The following is a 15,633-nucleotide window of genomic DNA, read 5'->3' on the forward strand; positions in this document are numbered from 1 at the left end:
ACGCCTCGGGATTATTCCCCGAGGCGAGAAGTCGCTCGTGACAGCTTTGCATTCGTGCGGTGGAGGGCGCAGCTTTCAGCCCCTCCCCTCCCGCAAAGGCAGCATTGGTGAGGGCGCAGGCCTGTGCCATAGTCGCTCGGCAGGATAGAGGCATTCCCAATGCGCGCCCGCCGGGGCCGATTGAAGGGCCTGTCGCTAATCCAAGCTTCAAGCGATGGGGCGGGAGCGACGGGGCGCCACCGGCTCCGCAAGGGCCGTGCCCCCGCGGCGCACTTTGAAGGCTGTGGTCCACCATGTTGTCATCCGCCTCACCCGCGTCTTCCATCGCCGCCGGCCAACTGGGGAAGCGCACAGCGGCTTGGCGCACAGCGGCTTGGCGCACTGGAACCTTCGCCGCAGGCCGGCCATGCCTGTTCACGACCGCGTATGCGGTTGCGATCACGGCCACCCTCATTGCCACATCCGGCGGGGCCTCCGCGCAGAAGGCTCCCACCAAGAGCACGGATTGCGCAGCGCTGGGCGAGGGCTTCATGAAGATGCCCGGCTCGGATACCTGCGTGCGCATGCAGGGCGCGGTGCGGATGGATGCGGGCAGCGGGCGCAGCGTGTCCAACACGGGAAGCTTCGGCAACAGCGCCACTGAGCTCGGCAGCAGCTCGTCCAACAGCTCCCAAGGGTCGACATCCGATCCCTGGAAGCAGGCGCGCTAGGGCCCTTCCCCCTGTCCTGGAACAAGGGAAACGCCGGATCTTATTGAGCGAACGCGCTTTCTTGATGCGAGCCGCGCCCCCATAACTCGAAACCGCGCTCAGGGCACCGTCAGGCTCCCCGCTGCGCGCGCCCTACGGCCCGCGCCACCAGGCCGGAAAGATAGGCGTCGGAGCGGCGAAAGGCCGAGAGATCCGGCGTCGCCACATTCACCGTCACCTGCGCCCGCGCGCCTCCCTCCACCTGTCGCACACCCAGGCTGCCATCGGCGCCACGGGTCAGGGGCATGATGGCTTCCGCGCCCTTCTCACCCATCAGGCCGAACGACGCCCCGCTGAGCGGAAAATAGGTGGGCGCCGCCACCACGCCGCCACGGGCGAAGGGGCGAACGCGCGCCTCGGAAAGCGGCGCCGCCCCCTGCCCCACCCCACCCGAGAACACGCCGCCCGAGAACACGCCGCCTTTGGCAAAGGGCAGCACCGCTCCCCCCTCAAACACGCCACCCTTGGCGAAGCCCAGCCCGCTCGTGGCGCCGGACAGCAACGCGGTAAGCCCGCTCTCCAGGGGTTTCAGCGCGGCGGTCAGCGCCATGTTGGAGAGCCGCACCCCGAGCTGCTCGATGACCGTGCTCAGGTCCTTGCCCTTCACCACCAGGCCGGTGAAGGCGGAGCCGAGGGCGCTGGCCAGCCCCTTGGCTGAAACCTCCATCTCCCCCAAGGCGGCCTTGGCCTCCCGCGTATCGACGGATACGGCGATATCGACGGTCTCGCTCATCCTCATGTCCTTTCACGGTGGTAGCCCCCGGAGCACGCATCGGGGCCTCGATTTCAGAGCGGGCCCGACGGCGCATCGGGATAGCGGGCCATCAGCGCCGCGAGATCCGCGCGGCGCAGCACGGCCGGCGGGCGTGGGGCGAGCCCGCCGGCCGCCGCCGCCAGCTCTCGCGGTGTCATGCGCCAGAAGTCTTCCGGGGGCAGCCGCAAGATGCCCAGTCCCAGCCCCATAGCCTCGTCCCACGGAAAGGCGCGGGGCTCGGTAGGGGGCCGGGTCAGGCCTCCTGCGGCGGCGGAGGGGGGAGAGCGGCCTCCGCCGCGCCGAACGTGGCTGCGAGCAAGGCGGCGACGATGCGCACGAAGCCAGCGGCGCCATCCTCCACCCGCATGCGTTCCACATCGGCCAGCGTCACGTCCTCTCCCGCGCCGCGCAGGCCGGCGCACAGAATGCGCGCGGCGTCGCGGGCGCCGAGGCGGCCGCGCTCGAAACGCTCGGCCAGCGCCATGAGATCGGCCACGCCGAAGGCGGCCTCAAGCTCCGCCAGCGCGCCGAGGGTCAGCACCAGAACGCGCGGCCGGCCGTCCATGACGGCCTCGATCTCGCCGCGTCGGATATTGGCCATGGTCATGTCCTCCGAACGGGATCTCACAGGGCGGCGAAGGCAATCTCGCCAGCGCTCTCCAAGGTCAGGTCGAAGGTGACCTCACGGTCATGCTCGGCCGCGATCTCCAGGGCGGTGACCTGGAAGCTGCCGGTGATGGTGCCGAAGTCGGGCACCAGGATCTGGCAGCTCGCCAGCGCGCCGTTGAAGAACATCTGCCGCACCAGAGCATCGGACGCGGCATCCTTGAACACGCCCGATCCCGAGACGCTCGCGCGCTTGACGCCCGCGCCATCCAGCAGCTCGCGCCAGCGGCCGGCGGATTCCGAATGGGTCACGTCCACACTCTGCGCGTTGAAGGCGAGCGTGCGCGAGCGCAGCCCCGCCACCGTCACGAAGGCCGTGCCGTCGTGGATCTTCAACAACAGGTCCTTGCCCTTCTGCGCACTCATGGCGATCTCCGATGGGTAGCCGGCCCCCTTCCGCCCGACCGGCTTCGGATCGCGGCGGAAAGATGCGTGGCTTCAAGTGGTTGGAAGTGTGGGGCGTATAGCCGCCCGAGCTTCACGCAGGCTCGGTGACGGCGCGGAACCGCACCAGGGCGTGAAACGTGCGCCCATCCTTCTCGCGCACCACCTCGCTGGTGGTGGCGCGCAGATTGGCCAGCCGATGGCCCTGGAGGGAGAGAGGCGCATCGTGCAGCGCCTCCTGCACGGCGGCGGCAAGGGCGAAGGCCTCGCCCCGCCCACCACCGCGGGAGAAAGCGTGCAGGGTCAGCGCATGCTCGGTACCGGCCTCCGTGGCCGTGGACCAGTCGCTCACCACAGCCTCGCCGAGGGCGACGAAAGGAAAGGGCGCATCCTTCGGCGGCACGTCATGGATGCGCGCGCCGCCAAGCAGCGCCACCAGCGGAGCGTCGGCGCACAGGGCCGCATGGATGGCCTTGCGCAGGCTCAAGGCGGGGCTCGTCAGCGGTACGCTCATGGCGTCGTCCCCTCCGGGGTCGGGGCGGGCTGCGCTGGCCGGCGCGTGAAGGCGAGGCGCACGCGATCGAGCACCGGGTCGCCCGCATGCGCCGCATCACCCCGCACGCGATCGAGCACGGCGGGGTCGGTGACCCGCACCAGAGGGCGCGATGGGGTGCCGGCCTGCTGCGGGGCGGCGCCGGTCGCCGTGGCGATCTCCCGTGCAAGCGCATCGGAGGCCTGGGCCGCGACCTTTTCCACCACCGGGGGAAAGATCCGCGCGGCAAGGCGCGTGGCCAAGCCCTCGACGCCGCGACTGGAAATGCTCACCTTCATGGTTGCTCCTCCCGGCAGCGGCAGAGGGAGAAGCGCCCGCGCCCATCCGCATCCCGCACCGCCTCCACATGGAACGTCCGGGTACCCAGCAGCAGCCGATCCCCGGGCGCGATGGTGTTGGGCGAGCGCACCGTGATGCGCACGACATGGGACGCGCGGGCGCGCTCCTCGCCGATGCCGAACTCGGTAGACGCCGTCTCCACCGCCCCCCACAGCCGATCCACGGACAGGAAGGTGCGGGAGATGCCGCCGGCGCCGTCGGCGGTGTCCACATAGGTCTGGTGCGTCAGGCGCTGACGCAGGGCCGCCACCGCGCTCACAACCGCACCAGGCGGTAGGGCGCCAGCAGCGCGCCGACGGTGTCGGGCAGTGACAAGGCGTCGCCCGAGCCGTCGCGGAACTCGTAGAAATGCGCCATCACCAGCCGCACCGCCTGCATCAGGTCGGCCGGCACGGCGGCGGCGGTCGCGCCATAGCCCGCGGTGATGGTGATGGCGATGCCGCCCGCTCCAGGCTGCGGCGCGCGGGCGAGATCCACATGGATGAGCGCAGGCGCGCGATCCGCTTTCAGGCTGAGTACCCCTTCGGGCACCTCCACCGTGTGTCCATCGGCCAGGGACACGATTGCGGAGACGATCGTCCGCACCGGGGCCACGGGCGCCGGAATGACGCCGCTGAGCGGCCACGCCTCGCGCGTGAAGCGCCAGGTCTGCTCCAGCAGCACGCGGCCCGTGGCCGCCTCCACCATGCGCCGGGCGGCGGCGATGAGCGCATCGACCAGCGCATCCTCGTCGTCATGGTCGATGCGCAGGAAGGATTTTGCCTCGGCGCGGGTCAGCGGCTCGGCGGCGGGGCCGGCGAGAAGTTCTGCCATGCTCGGTCTCCATTGGGATTGAACCTGCGCGGCGCCATTGACGGTGGGGAGCCGGAGCGGCAGAACGCGCCCATGATCGGCTTTTCTCCCCTGCGCGCGTCCTGCGCCGTCGTCCTCCTCGCGGCCGCCATCGGCGCCACGCTTCCCGCGCGGGCCATGGTGGGCGGCGCGCCGGCCGACCCCACCCTGGAGGCGCACGCGGCCATGGTGGTTTCCACCCGCGGCGCGGTCTGCACCGGCACCGTCCTGGCGCCGGACCTGCTGCTGACCGCCGCTCACTGCGTGGAGCCCCAGGCGGACTATGCGGTGGCCATCGTGGGTGAGGGTCCGCCCCGGCTGATCCCGGCGGCGCGGGTCGAGGTGCATCCGCGCTTCAACGCGGACCAGTTCCGCACCCGCAGGCCCACACCCGACCTCGCCCTCGTCAAGCTGGCATCGCCGCTGCCATCGCGCTTCCGCCCGGTGGCGCTCACCGCCGCCACGGGGCTGCCGGCCAAGGGCACGCCCTTCACCCTCGCCGGGTTCGGCGTAACGGCGGACGGCGCCACCAAGACCGCCGGCACCCTGCGCACGGTGAACCTGCCTTCCATTGGCACCACCGGGGGCATCATGGTGCGCCTTTCAGCGGGCCAGGGCGCGGCCGGCGCCTGCACCGGCGATTCCGGCGGCCCGGCCTTCCAAGACGGGACGGTGGCCGGCGTTATCGGCTGGGCCACGGGACCCGGCGGCACACGCGGCTGCGGCGGCGTCACCGGCGTAACGCTGGTGTCCATCCACCGCGATTGGATCACCTCCACCGCCGCTGCCCTCGGCAGCCCCATCGGCCGCTGACCATGGCCGCGGCGTCGCCCCTTCCCATGCGGACGGCGCGCCGCGGCATCGCCGCCGGCCTCCTGCTGCTCGGCGCGCTGGCGGGCACTCCCGCGCCGGCCGAGGCGCAAGCGGTCGACGGCCACGCGAATGATGCTCCCCAGCCGCCCATGACAGCGCCCCCGCCCTCCGGATCTCCCGGCAGCGGCGACACGGCCAAAGGCGAAACCATCGATGGCGCGCTGTGCCGCCTGATCGACGGCGCGGCGGCGCGGAGCGGCCTCCCGGCCGCCTTCCTCACGCGGCTGATCTGGCGTGAAAGCTCGTTTCGCCCCCATGTGGTGAGCCGCGCGGGCGCCCAGGGCATCGCCCAGTTCATGCCGGGCACGGCGCGGGAGCGCGGCCTCTCCAACCCGTTCGACCCGGAAGAGGCCATTCCCGCCTCGGCGGCGCTGCTGGCCGATCTGCGGCGGCAGTTCGGCAATCTCGGCCTTGCGGCGGCGGCCTATAATGGGGGGCCGGGCCGCGTGTCAGCCTTCCTGGCCGGCGGCGGCCTGCCCCGCGAGACCCGTGCGTATGTGCGCCTCATCACCGGCCGCACCGCTGACGACTGGGCCGCCCTGAAACGGAGCGGGGATGTCCCGCCCGAAGAAGCGGACGCGACCTGCCTCGTCACCCTCGCCAGCCTGCGCCAGGGGACGCCCGCGCCCGATGCCGGGCCCAATGCCCTCTTCGCACCCTGGGGCGTGCAGATCTCCGGAAACTTCTCCAAGGATCTGGCGCTGGCATCGTTCCAGCGCGCGGCGGGCAAATATCAATCGGTTTTCGGCGATGCGGTGCCGGTGATCGTCGCCACCCGCATGGCGGGTCGCGGTGCGCGCACCTTCTATCGCGTGCGCCTCCCGGCCCAGACGCGGTCGGAAGCCAACGCCCTATGCACCCGCCTGCGCAAGGCCGGCGGCCCCTGCATCGTGCTGCCGAACTGAACCTCGAGCCGGATGGCGAAGCGGGAGCCGCCTCTGCGTTCATCAAGGAGTGGCGCGAAACGAACGCCGGGCGCCAGCGGGGCGGCAATGCCGCAGCGGCGGCCACGCCTGCCCCGCCTGAGGAGGAACCTGGAGCGAAGAGCGAACATGCCTCCAGCTTTGCCGGGGGCTCGCCCGTCAAGTGAACGGCGCAAAACACGCGCCTGGGCCACGACAAGAGCGGGCGCCGCGGACGTCGTCAGCGCGCCCCGCCAGCGGCCATGCTCTCCCACCTTTCGCGCCGGCTGACGCGCCGGAGTACGATCCGGAGAAACGCGCCGAGCGGCCGTGGCTTTCCCCGCGCGCTCCGCGCTCGGCGGGGACGTCTCCCGCGCCCGGTGTCCCCGTTTCCAGCGCGATGCCCGTCGGCCGCAGCCCATGATCGGAGCCGAGCGGTTCGCAGGGGCTGCAATCGCGGGCGGGCCGGGCGGCGGTGAGGCCCTGTCCCGTCCCCGCGAAGAAGGCGGCGCGCGGAGCGCGCCGCCTTCTTTTCTCAACTCGCGGCGAACTTCAGCAGCTTGGCCGCGTCGAAGTCCATGATGCCGCCGCCAACCCGCTTGGTGGTGTAGAACAGCACGTAGGGCTTGGCGGAGTACGGGTCGCGCAGCACCCGCATCCCCGCCCGGTCCACCACCAGGTAGAACCGCTGGAAGTCGCCGAAGGCGATGGGGAAGGCATCGGCGGCGATGTCGGGCATGTCCTCGCTTTCCACCACGGGAAAGCCCATGAGGCTGGCGCCCTGGCCCGCCACCGGCGGCGGGGCCCACAGATAATTGCCGTTCTCGTCCTTCAGCTTGCGCACGGCCGACTGGGTGCGCCGGTTCATGACGAAGCAGGCATTCTGGCGATAGCCGCCCTTCAGCGCATAGACGAGGTCGATAAGCCGATCCCCCGCATCCGCGCCGGGAAAGGCGCCGGCGGCGCCGGTGGCCACATAGCCCACCTTGTCCCAGGCCCAGGCGCCTTCCGCCACCTTGTCATAGGCCAGGAAACCCTTGGGCTTGGCCACGCCATCGCCATTGATGAAGGCCGCGCCCTCCTGCTCGGCGAAGACGGTGTCCACCTCCTCGGCCAGCCAGTCGTCCACATTCACCTGGACATCGTCCAGCAGCGCCTGGGTGGCGGCGGGCATGGCATAAAGCTCCATGGCCGGATAATCGAGGGCGGCCAGCACCGGGCTGTCGGTCTGCGGGCGCGCTGCCGTCTCCGCCGCCCAGCCGCACACCGGGCCGGAGGTCATGAACGGCTTGCGATAGGTGCCCGCCCCAATGGTCCGCACCGAGGCGATGGCGCGAATGGGCGACAGCGTCGAAAGGCGCCGACCGACCTCACTCTCGACCTCGACCGGCACCAGATAGCCGCCATCGACCCCGGAGCCGGAGGAGAGCGCCTTCGCTTCCAGCGCCTTCAGGCCGCCGGCCTCGCCGTGGCGCACATAGGTGTCGAAGGCCGAGGCATGGGCGCTCACGGCCACCGAGCGCTCAGGCGCGCCGCCCAGGGCCGGGCGTCGCGCCTTGGTGGCCAGGGCATCGAGCCGCGCCTGGTGGGCATCGAGCGCGGCGTCGATGCGGCCGAGCTGGTCGAGGGTGAGGGCATCCGCCCCGCGCCGCTCCATCTGCGAGAGGCGGGCATCATTGGTGGCCTTGTAGTCCTCGAAGGCGGACAGGAAATCGGCCAGGGCGGAACGCGCCTCGGCACCGGCGAAATCGGGCGCGGCCACTTTGGTCTCGGGGGCGCTGACGGCATTAGGCATGGGACATCCTCAAGAGTTGCAACGAAAAGGGCAGTTCAGCGGGCCGCAAGGCTGGCGCGCAGGCGGCGGGTGGCGCCGGCCAGCGCCAGAGCGGGCGGCAGGCTCGGCGCGAAACTGGGAGCGAGAGCCGGCTCGACCGGCGCGAGACGGGCGCCGGGTTGCATGGGGAAGGTGACGATGGAGACCTCCCACAGATCGATGCGGGAGAGCCGGCGCACCCGCGTCTTGGGATCGGTGCGGGCCTCCACGGCCTTGAAGCCGATGGAGAGGCCATCGAGCGCGCCTTCGCGCACCAGGGCCGCGCATTCGCGGGCGCGGGCCACTGCGGGGGAGAGCCGGCCGCGCACATAAAGGCCGCGCGCATCCTCGCGGATGTCGGTCCACACGCCGATGGGCTCGGCCGGGTCGTGCTGGTAGAGCATGCGCACGGCGGCGCCCCGGGCCAGGCTTTCGGCGAAGGCGCCGGGCAAGACCATGTCGCGGCCGAGATCCACCACCCCGAACAGGCAGGCGTGCCCCTCAATGACCAGCCCCTCGGCGGATGGGGGCAGAAAGATCGTCTCATCCATGCCTCAGCCCTCCCCGCCCGTGGCGCCGGGCTTCTTGCGGCGGCGGCTCTTGTCGAGCTTCTCCAGGGTGGCGACGAATTCGCGGAACACCTTGCCGGCCGAGGGCGCGTTCTGGGCCGGGCCCGGCGCCTTGGCGCGCGAAGGGGCGCCGCCGAGCGCGCGGATGCGCGGCGCCGGCGCCTTCTGGAAGGGGGCACGCATGGAAATTCTCCGGATGTCAGGCGTGAAGACGGCGCCGCGCGGCAGGCAACGGCGCGGAAAACCTCAGGCGACGGAGCCTTTGCGCGGCTCAGCCTTTGCCGTTGTGGCGGGCATTGAAACGGGCCAGCTCACGCACGAAATCATCGAACCGGCGCGTGGCGCGGGCGAGCTCGGAGAGCACCCGCCAGAAGGCGAGCGAGGCCGACAACGCCCACACCAGCAGCGCCAGATGGGCGAGATCGCCCCGCTCGGCGAAGGTGCGGATGACGGTATCCATGGGGCCTCAAGCCTTCAGCACGGCGGTTGGTCGCGTCCCGCCCCTCGGGGCGAGAGCGGCGGCGTTGGATCTGGCGCGCAATATGCCTGACGCCGTCTGGACCCGCGGTTTCGTCGGGTTTGGAACGTCGAATCCGACAAGGAGCTCATCTTGCCCGCATTGCAGGAAACCCGCGCCACGGTGACACTGGCCCCCGCGAAGCCCACCGGATTGGCCGATCTGGGCGTGCCCATGGTCGAGACCACGGCGGTTACGAAGGGGCGCGTGCACGAGCATGACCAGCTTCTGGCTGACGGCAAGATCGGCCGGCGCTACCAGGATCTTCGCGTCATCGCCATCAAGACGGTGGAAGGCGGCGCTCCCTCCGCCAAGGTGTTCGTCCAGTTCGAGGTGTTCGGCGACAATACGACGATGCTCGCCGGCGGCGGCAGCTTTGAAATCGTGCTGTTCGCGGGCGAGCGGCAAGTGGCCAGCCGCACTTCAAGCGGCATGTTCATGCCCTATGCCAATTTCTGGTACGCGAACCGCTTCGTGTTCGACCTGACCATTGAGGAACTCGACCAGGCCGACCGCGTGGAATTCATCGCGAAGGCCGAAGACGTCGGCGCGATCTAGACCGGATTGAGCTGCAAAGTCAGGCATGGCCGGGCGCATCCCCTCTCCCGCTCGCGGGGGAGGGTTCGGGAGCGGGGCGAAATGTGCCCTCTTCTTCAGAACACAGGCCTTGAGGAGGCTACGGCCACCCGAGGTCTGCGCCCCACGCCCGCCGTGCCTTCATCCCCCGGCGCGCCCGCCCCTCCCCCCGCAAGCGGGAGAGGAACAGGCGGCGGGAGAGCCGTTCGCCTCGCGGCCCAGGCCATCCCTTTGCGCTGAAGGTCAGTCGATGCCCTCCGGGGCGCCCGCGTAAAAATCCCCTCCGCGAGCCTGCGCGGAGCCAGCATGAGCGAAGAGCATGACCTATCCCCTCGTCAAACGCGTGCCCCATCGAATGCTGGGCGAGATGCTGCGCATGATGCTGAGCGACGATGTCTATTTCGACCTGACCCTGGAAGAGGGCCGAACCCTGTCCCGCGCCTTCACCGCCGTCGCCTTTGACTGGCGCCGCACGGACTTCATCTATCTCAGCCCCATCGGCACCGACACCGAATTCTCCGCCGCCGTAACGCAAACCGGCGTCACCGTAGAAACCCCCAAGGGGCCCCATCACCTGAGCTGGGACGATGTGAGCGAACTGGCGGAGCGGCTGGCTGTGGTGTGAGGGGGAGAGTAGGTGTTAGTGGGCGCGAAGAGCGGGGCCTTTTGCTCCATAGCGGACCTTCGGAAAATCCACTGTCCGAATGAGACCAACACGGCGAATTGGATCAAGGGAGTTGAGCTTCTGTTTCCAGGTCCACACCCGTCGCAAGATCAGTGATGAACTCGATTACACGGACCGCATCTGCACGTTCGACTAAATTCGGTCCCTCGGCCCCAGGAAGGGTATCGACCGAGTGGGCAATTAAATCGCGCCGATCTCCAATCAAGGTCAGCTCGTCCCTTATGTCCTCTTCGGTACGCCCTGCATATCGGCCAGTCGCCTTCAAGCGGTCTAATATTTTCGCCCACTTTTCCTTCGGAGCACAGGTCCAGATATAACCCAAAGCCTCTGATACCTTATCCGGCTTATAGAATGATTTGTATCGGACTGCGGTGTAGATGCGATCCTTGAAGAAAAGCAGTCGCTCTGTCGGCGACAAAGCATTGATGCTGATGACGCTATCAAGGGGAAACTGGACCTGCCGGAGGCTGGCCGTTAGAAGCGGCGGGTCGCGATCGATTAGACGCAAGCCGATTTCACACACCAGTTCGGTCATGTAGAGATCGAATGCGGACACACAGACGATCCAAATGTGCCGGAGTGCAAATGCATTTCCGACAGCATCGAAGGTAGAGAGGCATAGATGCGCATCGCACACATGCCGATCAAAGCGCGCCTTAGCGTCGGTCATATCCGGAGAGGATCTCAATTTTCTCGCACACAGCCGAGAAGATATCATTAAAGGTCGCGATGTTATCCTGCGCACTTGTTTTGACGTTGCCTCGCAAGTCCGCCTCTCGGAGGTCGTCATCGTCGAGACTGAAGACAGGCTTCCCAAACTGCGCAGCGATGTGGCTCACCTGAGCAAAGTCGGGAATTCGCGCCAATGCATAGAGACGCCGCTTATCAGGGTCAGTTGCATCCTCTGGCAGAACGACGTTCGCAGCAGCTTCGTAGGCCTCCAAGGGAAACAGGCATCCTGACATACGGAGCGAAGGCACGAGTTCGCCCTCTATGCGGTCGTCAATTTGGCTAATTCGCTTATGGTAGCGACCGGCAGCCTTACTTTTGTGGCGGTTGAAACGGGAATGAAGCGCTCCGAGGAACTTCGTCACGCCTGCTGGCAAAGGATAGGTCGCGTCTTTGAAGGCCGAGCCAAATGTTTCTTTCCAACTGATCCAGCGCTCAATTTCAAGACCCAACGTCTTGAGCGACATGAGCGAAAATGGATCGGGATTAGTTGGGACGATGAAAGCGTCACTAATCATGAAGAAGTTCTGGTTGAGAGCACCAAGTCCAGGATTGATATCAATGATACTGAAATCAATCTCGTGGCGCTCTTCTTCAAGAGCAATCAATCTGTGCATTACCCCTGGCAGGTTCTTCGTCACGGATAGCGTACCGCGCGTCTCCTGTGCGAGGCTGATTTGCCCTTCTAACGACGACAGATCAGGATGGCCCGGAAGGACAAATAGGTTAATCCCATTTTCGGCTACCGGGCAGTCGAAAGCTTCAATCGGCGTCGGTCGACCTTCGAAGACCGGCCTCACGGCATCGTAGATATTTCTGAGCCGAGTAGGGCTTTCTTCATCATAATATTCTTCAAATCGCTCGCCCAGCGAGAGCGCCGTGAGATTGACCTGCGAGTCTCCATCGACCAAGAGCACACGGTGCCCGCGCTGGGTTAGCTTCCAGCCGATATTGTAGGCAGATGTCGTTTTGCCGACCCCGCCCTTGTGGTTGAAAAGGATGATCCGCATCGACATCAACTTCTCACTCTTGGGCAGACAGGCATGGGCGTGACCGCATCAGCTTAGGGCCTAACTATGAAGCGCGCTATGGGTCGAAGAGAGAAGTTCGGCTGAGACGCGAACACTGCGTTTCCGGAGCCGTACCAGTATCAGCCCCGTCCCCGCCCCTCACCCATACCCCACCGCCGCCCGCTTCTCCTCGTCGGTCAGGAAATCCGCGGCGCCCACGCGGGTCCACAGGTCGGCGCGTTCGCTGGCGAGGGCTTCGATCTGGTCGAGGTCGGGGACGAGGCGCAGGGCGCCTTCATAAGCGGGGGTGAGCCAGGTGGAGAGGCTTTCGGCGGTGCGCTTCACCAGCGGCACCACGCTCTGGCGCCAAAGGGCGCGGTTGGCTTCGGCGTAGTTGGCGTAGGTATTGTCGCCGGGAATGCCCAGCAGCATGGGCGGCACGCCCACCGCCAGCGCGATTTCCCGCGCGGCGGCGTTGCGCGCGGCCTCGAAATCCATGTCCTTGGGCGAGAGGGAGAGCGGGCGCCAGTCGAGCCCGCCTTCCAGCAGCAGCGGGCGGCCGGCATTGGTGGCGCCCTGGAAGGAGGCTTCCAGCTCGCCCTTCAGGCGCTCGAACTGCTCATCGCTCAGCGCCCCCGTGCCGCCATAGACCAGCGCGCCGGAAGGCCGGGCCGCATTATCGATCAGCGCCTTGTTCCAATTGCTGGCGGAATTGTGCAGGTCGAGGGCCTGCGAGGCCGCCTCCAGAGGCGGAAAGCCGTAATGGTCGTCCAGCGGATTGAAGGCGGTGAGGTGGAGGATGGCCGGCACATCGCCCCCTTCCACCACGCTCGCCTGGGAAATGCGCAGGGTGCGCCCGCACAAGGTGTAGTCATAGGCCTCCGGCCAGCCATCCGGACCCGGCACCACGCGCATGCGATCGGGCCGCAGCACATGCAGCTCGCGCACGCGGCCTTCCACCGCCACCGCCTCCACATAAGCATTGCCTGCCACCATGAGATGACTGATCAGCGCCTCCATGAAGCTGGAGCCGGTAAGGCGCGGATTGGGCCGGGCGAGAAGGTCCAGCATCGGGTGGGTGTCCAGCTCGCGCGGGCCGTCCATCAGCACCAGCGGCACGGAGGCCGCCGCCTCCCCGATCATCCGCACCGCCCGGTAGGCGATGGCGTTGCGGGCGAAACCGTCGCGGGCGAGGGAGGCGTAATCGTGCCGGCTCCAGGTGGGCCGGCCGGTGGTGAGCAGCGCCACAAGGGCCGCCGTGCGGCTCGCCTTCGCCTCGGGCGGCGCGGATTTCGGGCGGAAGGGGGCGAGAAGCGAACCAAGCATGAGAGGCTCCAGCAGAAAAGAAGCTCTGAACGCCGCGGACAGCCGGTTTCCGGCCTCCGGGAAAAAGCGTAGGATCATCGCGTAGCGGCATCTGGAGGGCGCATGCTCTACGCACTGATCCTCGTCATCTCCACGACCACCCGCATCGAGCAGTTCACGCCGGCTCCCGATTGGCCGGTGCAGGTGGGCGCAAGCTATTTGGCCACCATCGATACGCAGAAGTTGGTGGCCTATTACGACACCGAGCGCGCCTGCCTGCGCGCCAGCACGCGGCCCAACGGCGCATGGCCGGCGCCGGCCCCCGGCCAGCGCGTGCGCGCCATGTGCATGCCCGTGCCCGCGCAGCAGCCCGCGCCCTCTCCCTTCGGTGGTTTCGGGAACTGAGCCCGCTCAGCTGTCCGAGGAAGCGTCCTACAGCCCCCGCACCCGCGGCGGCGCCCCCTGGCGCCCCAGCGCCAAGGCGGTGATGGCCCACACCAGCGCATCCAGCCGGTCCGGCGAGCGGCCGGAGCTGAGGCCATCCGGGCCGAAATCGCAAAGCTCGTCCTCGAGGGCCGGAAAGGGGCCCACATGGCGCACCCGCCCCTGCTCGTAGAGGGCCGCCACCGGCTCGGCGCGCAGATATTTGCCGCGCGTGGCGCGCACAGCCTGCACCGGCACGGCGGCATCCACTTCCGCCAGCACGGCGCGCACCATCTCGCCCCCCTGGTTCACCTCGGCCACCACGCCGTCGGCCGCGAAGCGGTGATACAGGGCCACCGCCCGCGCCGCCCACTGGGCCGGGGGCAGCCCCGCCGCGCTCTCATCGGCGAGCACATAGACCATGCCCGCGCTGTCGATGCCGGCGCAGACGATGCCGCACGCATCCGCCCCCGCGCGGGACGAAGCCGGCGGGTCCACCGCCACCATGATGCGGGCGAGCGCCGGCGCGGAGCCGGTTCGCGCCGCATCGAGCGCCGCGCGGGTCCATAGGGCATCGGGCCGGTCCTCGATGATCTCGCCATCCAGCTCCTGCCGCCCCAGCCGCGTGCCACCATAGCGGGCCAGCACCTGAGACAGGAAAGTGGGGGCGAGGTGGAAGGCGTTGTCCGCCGTCTTGGCCCGCGTCACCGCCGTGGCCGGATCATCCAGTAGCCGGCGCAGCAAATGGGTGGGGCGCGGCGTGGTGGTGACCATCTGGCGGGGATGGTCGCCCAGCCGCAGGCCGAACTGCAGCATGTCGAAGGCGGCCTCGCCACGCCGCCACTTGGCCAGCTCGTCGCACCAGGCGGCTCCGAACTGGGGGCCGCGCAGGCTTTCCGGATCCTCCGCCGAGAAGCCCTGCGCCACCGCGCCATTGGGCCATTCCAGCCGGCGACGGGAAGGCTCCCAGCGCGGCCGCTCTTCCCGCGTGTGCACGGAAAGGAGGCCGGAAACGCCCTCCACCATCACATCGCGCACATCGGCCAGGGTCTCGGCCACCAAGGCGATGCGGCCAACGGGGCGGCTGGCGAAGGGCGCGCGCCCCAGCGCCAGGCCCCGTACCCATTCGGCGCCCGCGCGGGTCTTGCCCGCGCCGCGCCCGCCCAGCACCAGCCACGTGGTCCAAGGCCCGCCCCCAGGGGCCTCGGCGGGGGGCAGCTGATCGGCCCGTGCCCAGAACGTCCAATCCGCGAGAAGGGCGCGCAGCTCGCTGTGGCTGAGGTCAAGCAGGAAGCGGCTTGTCTGGTGCGGCCTCGTCTTCACGCAGTCGCTCAAGGCGGCGCGCAAGCTCGCGACGGAACTCGTCGAGGTCGCGAACGGTGTCATCGGCATCCTTCTCCGGTTTCACGGTCGCATCCTCCTCGGCGGCCACCAGCTCACGCAGGGTGCGGGCCAGGAGAGCGAGGGCGCGGGCATCCTTCTCCGCATCTGCAGCGGCGCGCGGCGGCGCCTCGCCCTCGGCCGGATCGAAGCGCTTCGCGCGCGCCTCGATATCGGCCACCTGCCGCTCGGCCGCCCGCCACAGCCGTTTGAGAAGGCGGACGCGGGGCGACTCCCCCGGCTGCGCCGCATCGCGGCCCGCCGTGTAGGCCTTGCCGGCGCGGCGGCCGATGGGGGCGAGGCGGACCGAGCCGTCCTCCCCCACCTCGCGGTCAATCCAGTGATAGGCGGCGCCGGTGCTGAGGCCGGTGCGCGCGCAGATCTCGGCGATGGGCACGCCCTCGGCATAGAGCCGACGCGCGAGCCCCGCCGTCGCGGGCGTCTGCCGACGCGGCGGTGTGGGTGCCATGAGATGTCCAAGCTGAAGGTGCGAGAGGCCCGGCCCCGCCAGGCGCAACTCTCGAACATGGCAAAACCCTAGCCCCGCAGCGTATCGCTGTCAAGGACTAAATTCC

General features: G+C 68.7%; 23 protein-coding genes. 6 read left to right on the forward strand and 17 right to left on the reverse strand.

Translation table 11 applies throughout. The annotated features are described in order from the left end of the window. Positions 1-293 precede the first annotated feature (293 nt). Positions 294-710 carry a porin gene (locus tag V5F26_RS18115; RefSeq protein ID WP_394947168.1) on the forward strand — a complete coding sequence of 139 codons (417 nt, stop codon included), beginning with the start codon at positions 294-296 and terminating at the stop codon, positions 708-710. 109 nt (positions 711-819) lie between these two features. On the opposite strand, the gene V5F26_RS18120 is transcribed toward V5F26_RS18115, so the two are convergent. The 8 genes from V5F26_RS18120 to V5F26_RS18155 form a co-directional block, all read right to left on the reverse strand. Beyond that, positions 820-1,482 (reverse strand): phage tail tape measure protein, encoded by a 663-nt coding sequence (locus V5F26_RS18120; protein WP_234051815.1) that lies wholly within the window; start codon positions 1,480-1,482, stop codon positions 820-822. 53 nt (positions 1,483-1,535) lie between these two features. Then, on the reverse strand, positions 1,536-1,760 hold the full coding sequence (locus tag V5F26_RS18125; RefSeq protein ID WP_394947402.1) for a rcc01693 family protein: 225 nt from the start codon (positions 1,758-1,760) through the stop codon (positions 1,536-1,538). Then, positions 1,757-2,104 (reverse strand): gene transfer agent family protein, encoded by a 348-nt coding sequence (locus tag V5F26_RS18130; protein ID WP_394055627.1) that lies wholly within the window; start codon positions 2,102-2,104, stop codon positions 1,757-1,759. The genes V5F26_RS18125 and V5F26_RS18130 overlap by 4 nt, the downstream gene beginning before the upstream one ends. A 23-nt stretch (positions 2,105-2,127) precedes the next feature. After that, positions 2,128-2,535, reverse strand: a complete 408-nt coding sequence (locus V5F26_RS18135) for a phage major tail protein, TP901-1 family (protein WP_234051812.1) — start codon at positions 2,533-2,535, stop codon at positions 2,128-2,130. Between the two features lie 112 nt (positions 2,536-2,647). Continuing rightward, positions 2,648-3,067 carry a DUF3168 domain-containing protein gene (locus tag V5F26_RS18140; RefSeq protein WP_394947167.1) on the reverse strand — a complete coding sequence of 140 codons (420 nt, stop codon included), beginning with the start codon at positions 3,065-3,067 and terminating at the stop codon, positions 2,648-2,650. After that, positions 3,064-3,384: a hypothetical protein gene (locus V5F26_RS18145; protein WP_394947166.1), complete on the reverse strand. Its 321-nt coding sequence runs from the start codon at positions 3,382-3,384 to the stop codon at positions 3,064-3,066. The genes V5F26_RS18140 and V5F26_RS18145 overlap by 4 nt, the downstream gene beginning before the upstream one ends. Continuing rightward, entirely contained in the window at positions 3,381-3,704 is a 324-nt protein-coding gene (locus V5F26_RS18150; RefSeq protein ID WP_234051809.1) for a head-tail adaptor protein, read from the reverse strand. Before V5F26_RS18150 ends, V5F26_RS18145 begins: the two co-directional genes overlap by 4 nt. After that, the gene (locus tag V5F26_RS18155) at positions 3,701-4,258 is read right to left on the reverse strand and encodes a head-tail connector protein (protein ID WP_394947165.1); all 558 of its coding nucleotides are present in this window, start codon (positions 4,256-4,258) and stop codon (positions 3,701-3,703) included. Before V5F26_RS18155 ends, V5F26_RS18150 begins: the two co-directional genes overlap by 4 nt. Before the next feature lie 72 nt (positions 4,259-4,330). On the opposite strand from V5F26_RS18155, the gene V5F26_RS18160 reads away from it, so the two are divergent. Both V5F26_RS18160 and V5F26_RS18165 read left to right on the forward strand, forming a co-directional pair. After that, a complete protein-coding gene (locus tag V5F26_RS18160) occupies positions 4,331-5,089 on the forward strand; it encodes a S1 family peptidase (RefSeq protein WP_394947164.1) in 759 nt (252 codons plus the stop codon). A gap of 149 nt (positions 5,090-5,238) precedes the next feature. Then, complete coding sequence (locus V5F26_RS18165; RefSeq protein ID WP_394947401.1) at positions 5,239-6,054, forward strand: lytic transglycosylase domain-containing protein; 816 nt, start codon at positions 5,239-5,241, stop codon at positions 6,052-6,054. Between the two features lie 532 nt (positions 6,055-6,586). On the opposite strand, the gene V5F26_RS18170 is transcribed toward V5F26_RS18165, so the two are convergent. The 4 genes from V5F26_RS18170 to V5F26_RS18185 form a co-directional block, all read right to left on the reverse strand. Further along, positions 6,587-7,846 (reverse strand): phage major capsid protein, encoded by a 1,260-nt coding sequence (locus V5F26_RS18170; protein ID WP_394947163.1) that lies wholly within the window; start codon positions 7,844-7,846, stop codon positions 6,587-6,589. 35 nt (positions 7,847-7,881) lie between these two features. Continuing rightward, entirely contained in the window at positions 7,882-8,415 is a 534-nt protein-coding gene (locus tag V5F26_RS18175; protein ID WP_394055640.1) for an HK97 family phage prohead protease, read from the reverse strand. A gap of 3 nt (positions 8,416-8,418) precedes the next feature. After that, complete coding sequence (locus V5F26_RS18180; RefSeq protein WP_234051804.1) at positions 8,419-8,616, reverse strand: hypothetical protein; 198 nt, start codon at positions 8,614-8,616, stop codon at positions 8,419-8,421. Positions 8,617-8,704: 88 nt separating this feature from the next. Further along, a complete protein-coding gene (locus V5F26_RS18185; protein WP_234051803.1) occupies positions 8,705-8,893 on the reverse strand; it encodes a hypothetical protein in 189 nt (62 codons plus the stop codon). 150 nt (positions 8,894-9,043) lie between these two features. Between V5F26_RS18185 and V5F26_RS18190 the strand changes: the two genes are divergently transcribed. Both V5F26_RS18190 and V5F26_RS18195 read left to right on the forward strand, forming a co-directional pair. Beyond that, positions 9,044-9,508: a hypothetical protein gene (locus tag V5F26_RS18190; RefSeq protein ID WP_394947162.1), complete on the forward strand. Its 465-nt coding sequence runs from the start codon at positions 9,044-9,046 to the stop codon at positions 9,506-9,508. A 337-nt stretch (positions 9,509-9,845) separates the two neighbouring features. Further along, complete coding sequence (locus tag V5F26_RS18195; RefSeq protein ID WP_234051801.1) at positions 9,846-10,151, forward strand: hypothetical protein; 306 nt, start codon at positions 9,846-9,848, stop codon at positions 10,149-10,151. Positions 10,152-10,254: 103 nt separating this feature from the next. Here the strand turns inward: V5F26_RS18195 and V5F26_RS18200 are convergent, their stop codons facing one another. The 3 genes from V5F26_RS18200 to V5F26_RS18210 all read right to left on the reverse strand — a co-directional run bounded on the left by V5F26_RS18200 (position 10,255) and on the right by V5F26_RS18210 (position 13,276). Next, complete coding sequence (locus V5F26_RS18200; RefSeq protein ID WP_394947161.1) at positions 10,255-10,881, reverse strand: hypothetical protein; 627 nt, start codon at positions 10,879-10,881, stop codon at positions 10,255-10,257. After that, entirely contained in the window at positions 10,868-11,956 is a 1,089-nt protein-coding gene (locus tag V5F26_RS18205; protein WP_394947160.1) for a ParA family protein, read from the reverse strand. The genes V5F26_RS18200 and V5F26_RS18205 overlap by 14 nt, the downstream gene beginning before the upstream one ends. A 153-nt stretch (positions 11,957-12,109) precedes the next feature. Beyond that, positions 12,110-13,276, reverse strand: coding sequence for a phage portal protein (locus tag V5F26_RS18210; RefSeq protein WP_234051799.1), 1,167 nt, complete (start codon positions 13,274-13,276; stop codon positions 12,110-12,112). 102 nt (positions 13,277-13,378) lie between these two features. Here V5F26_RS18210 and V5F26_RS18215 point away from each other — a divergent pair, with 102 nt between their 5' ends. Next, positions 13,379-13,660 (forward strand): hypothetical protein, encoded by a 282-nt coding sequence (locus V5F26_RS18215; RefSeq protein ID WP_234051798.1) that lies wholly within the window; start codon positions 13,379-13,381, stop codon positions 13,658-13,660. Between the two features lie 27 nt (positions 13,661-13,687). Here the strand turns inward: V5F26_RS18215 and V5F26_RS18220 are convergent, their stop codons facing one another. Continuing rightward, positions 13,688-15,001 (reverse strand): DNA-packaging protein, encoded by a 1,314-nt coding sequence (locus V5F26_RS18220; RefSeq protein ID WP_394947159.1) that lies wholly within the window; start codon positions 14,999-15,001, stop codon positions 13,688-13,690. Continuing rightward, complete coding sequence (locus V5F26_RS18225) at positions 14,961-15,527, reverse strand: hypothetical protein (protein ID WP_394947158.1); 567 nt, start codon at positions 15,525-15,527, stop codon at positions 14,961-14,963. The genes V5F26_RS18220 and V5F26_RS18225 overlap by 41 nt, the downstream gene beginning before the upstream one ends. Positions 15,528-15,633: the final 106 nt, after the last annotated feature.

Origin of the sequence: Xanthobacter variabilis, from assembly GCF_043831965.2 — a bacterium.
Classification (GTDB): Bacteria; Pseudomonadota; Alphaproteobacteria; order Rhizobiales; family Xanthobacteraceae; genus Xanthobacter.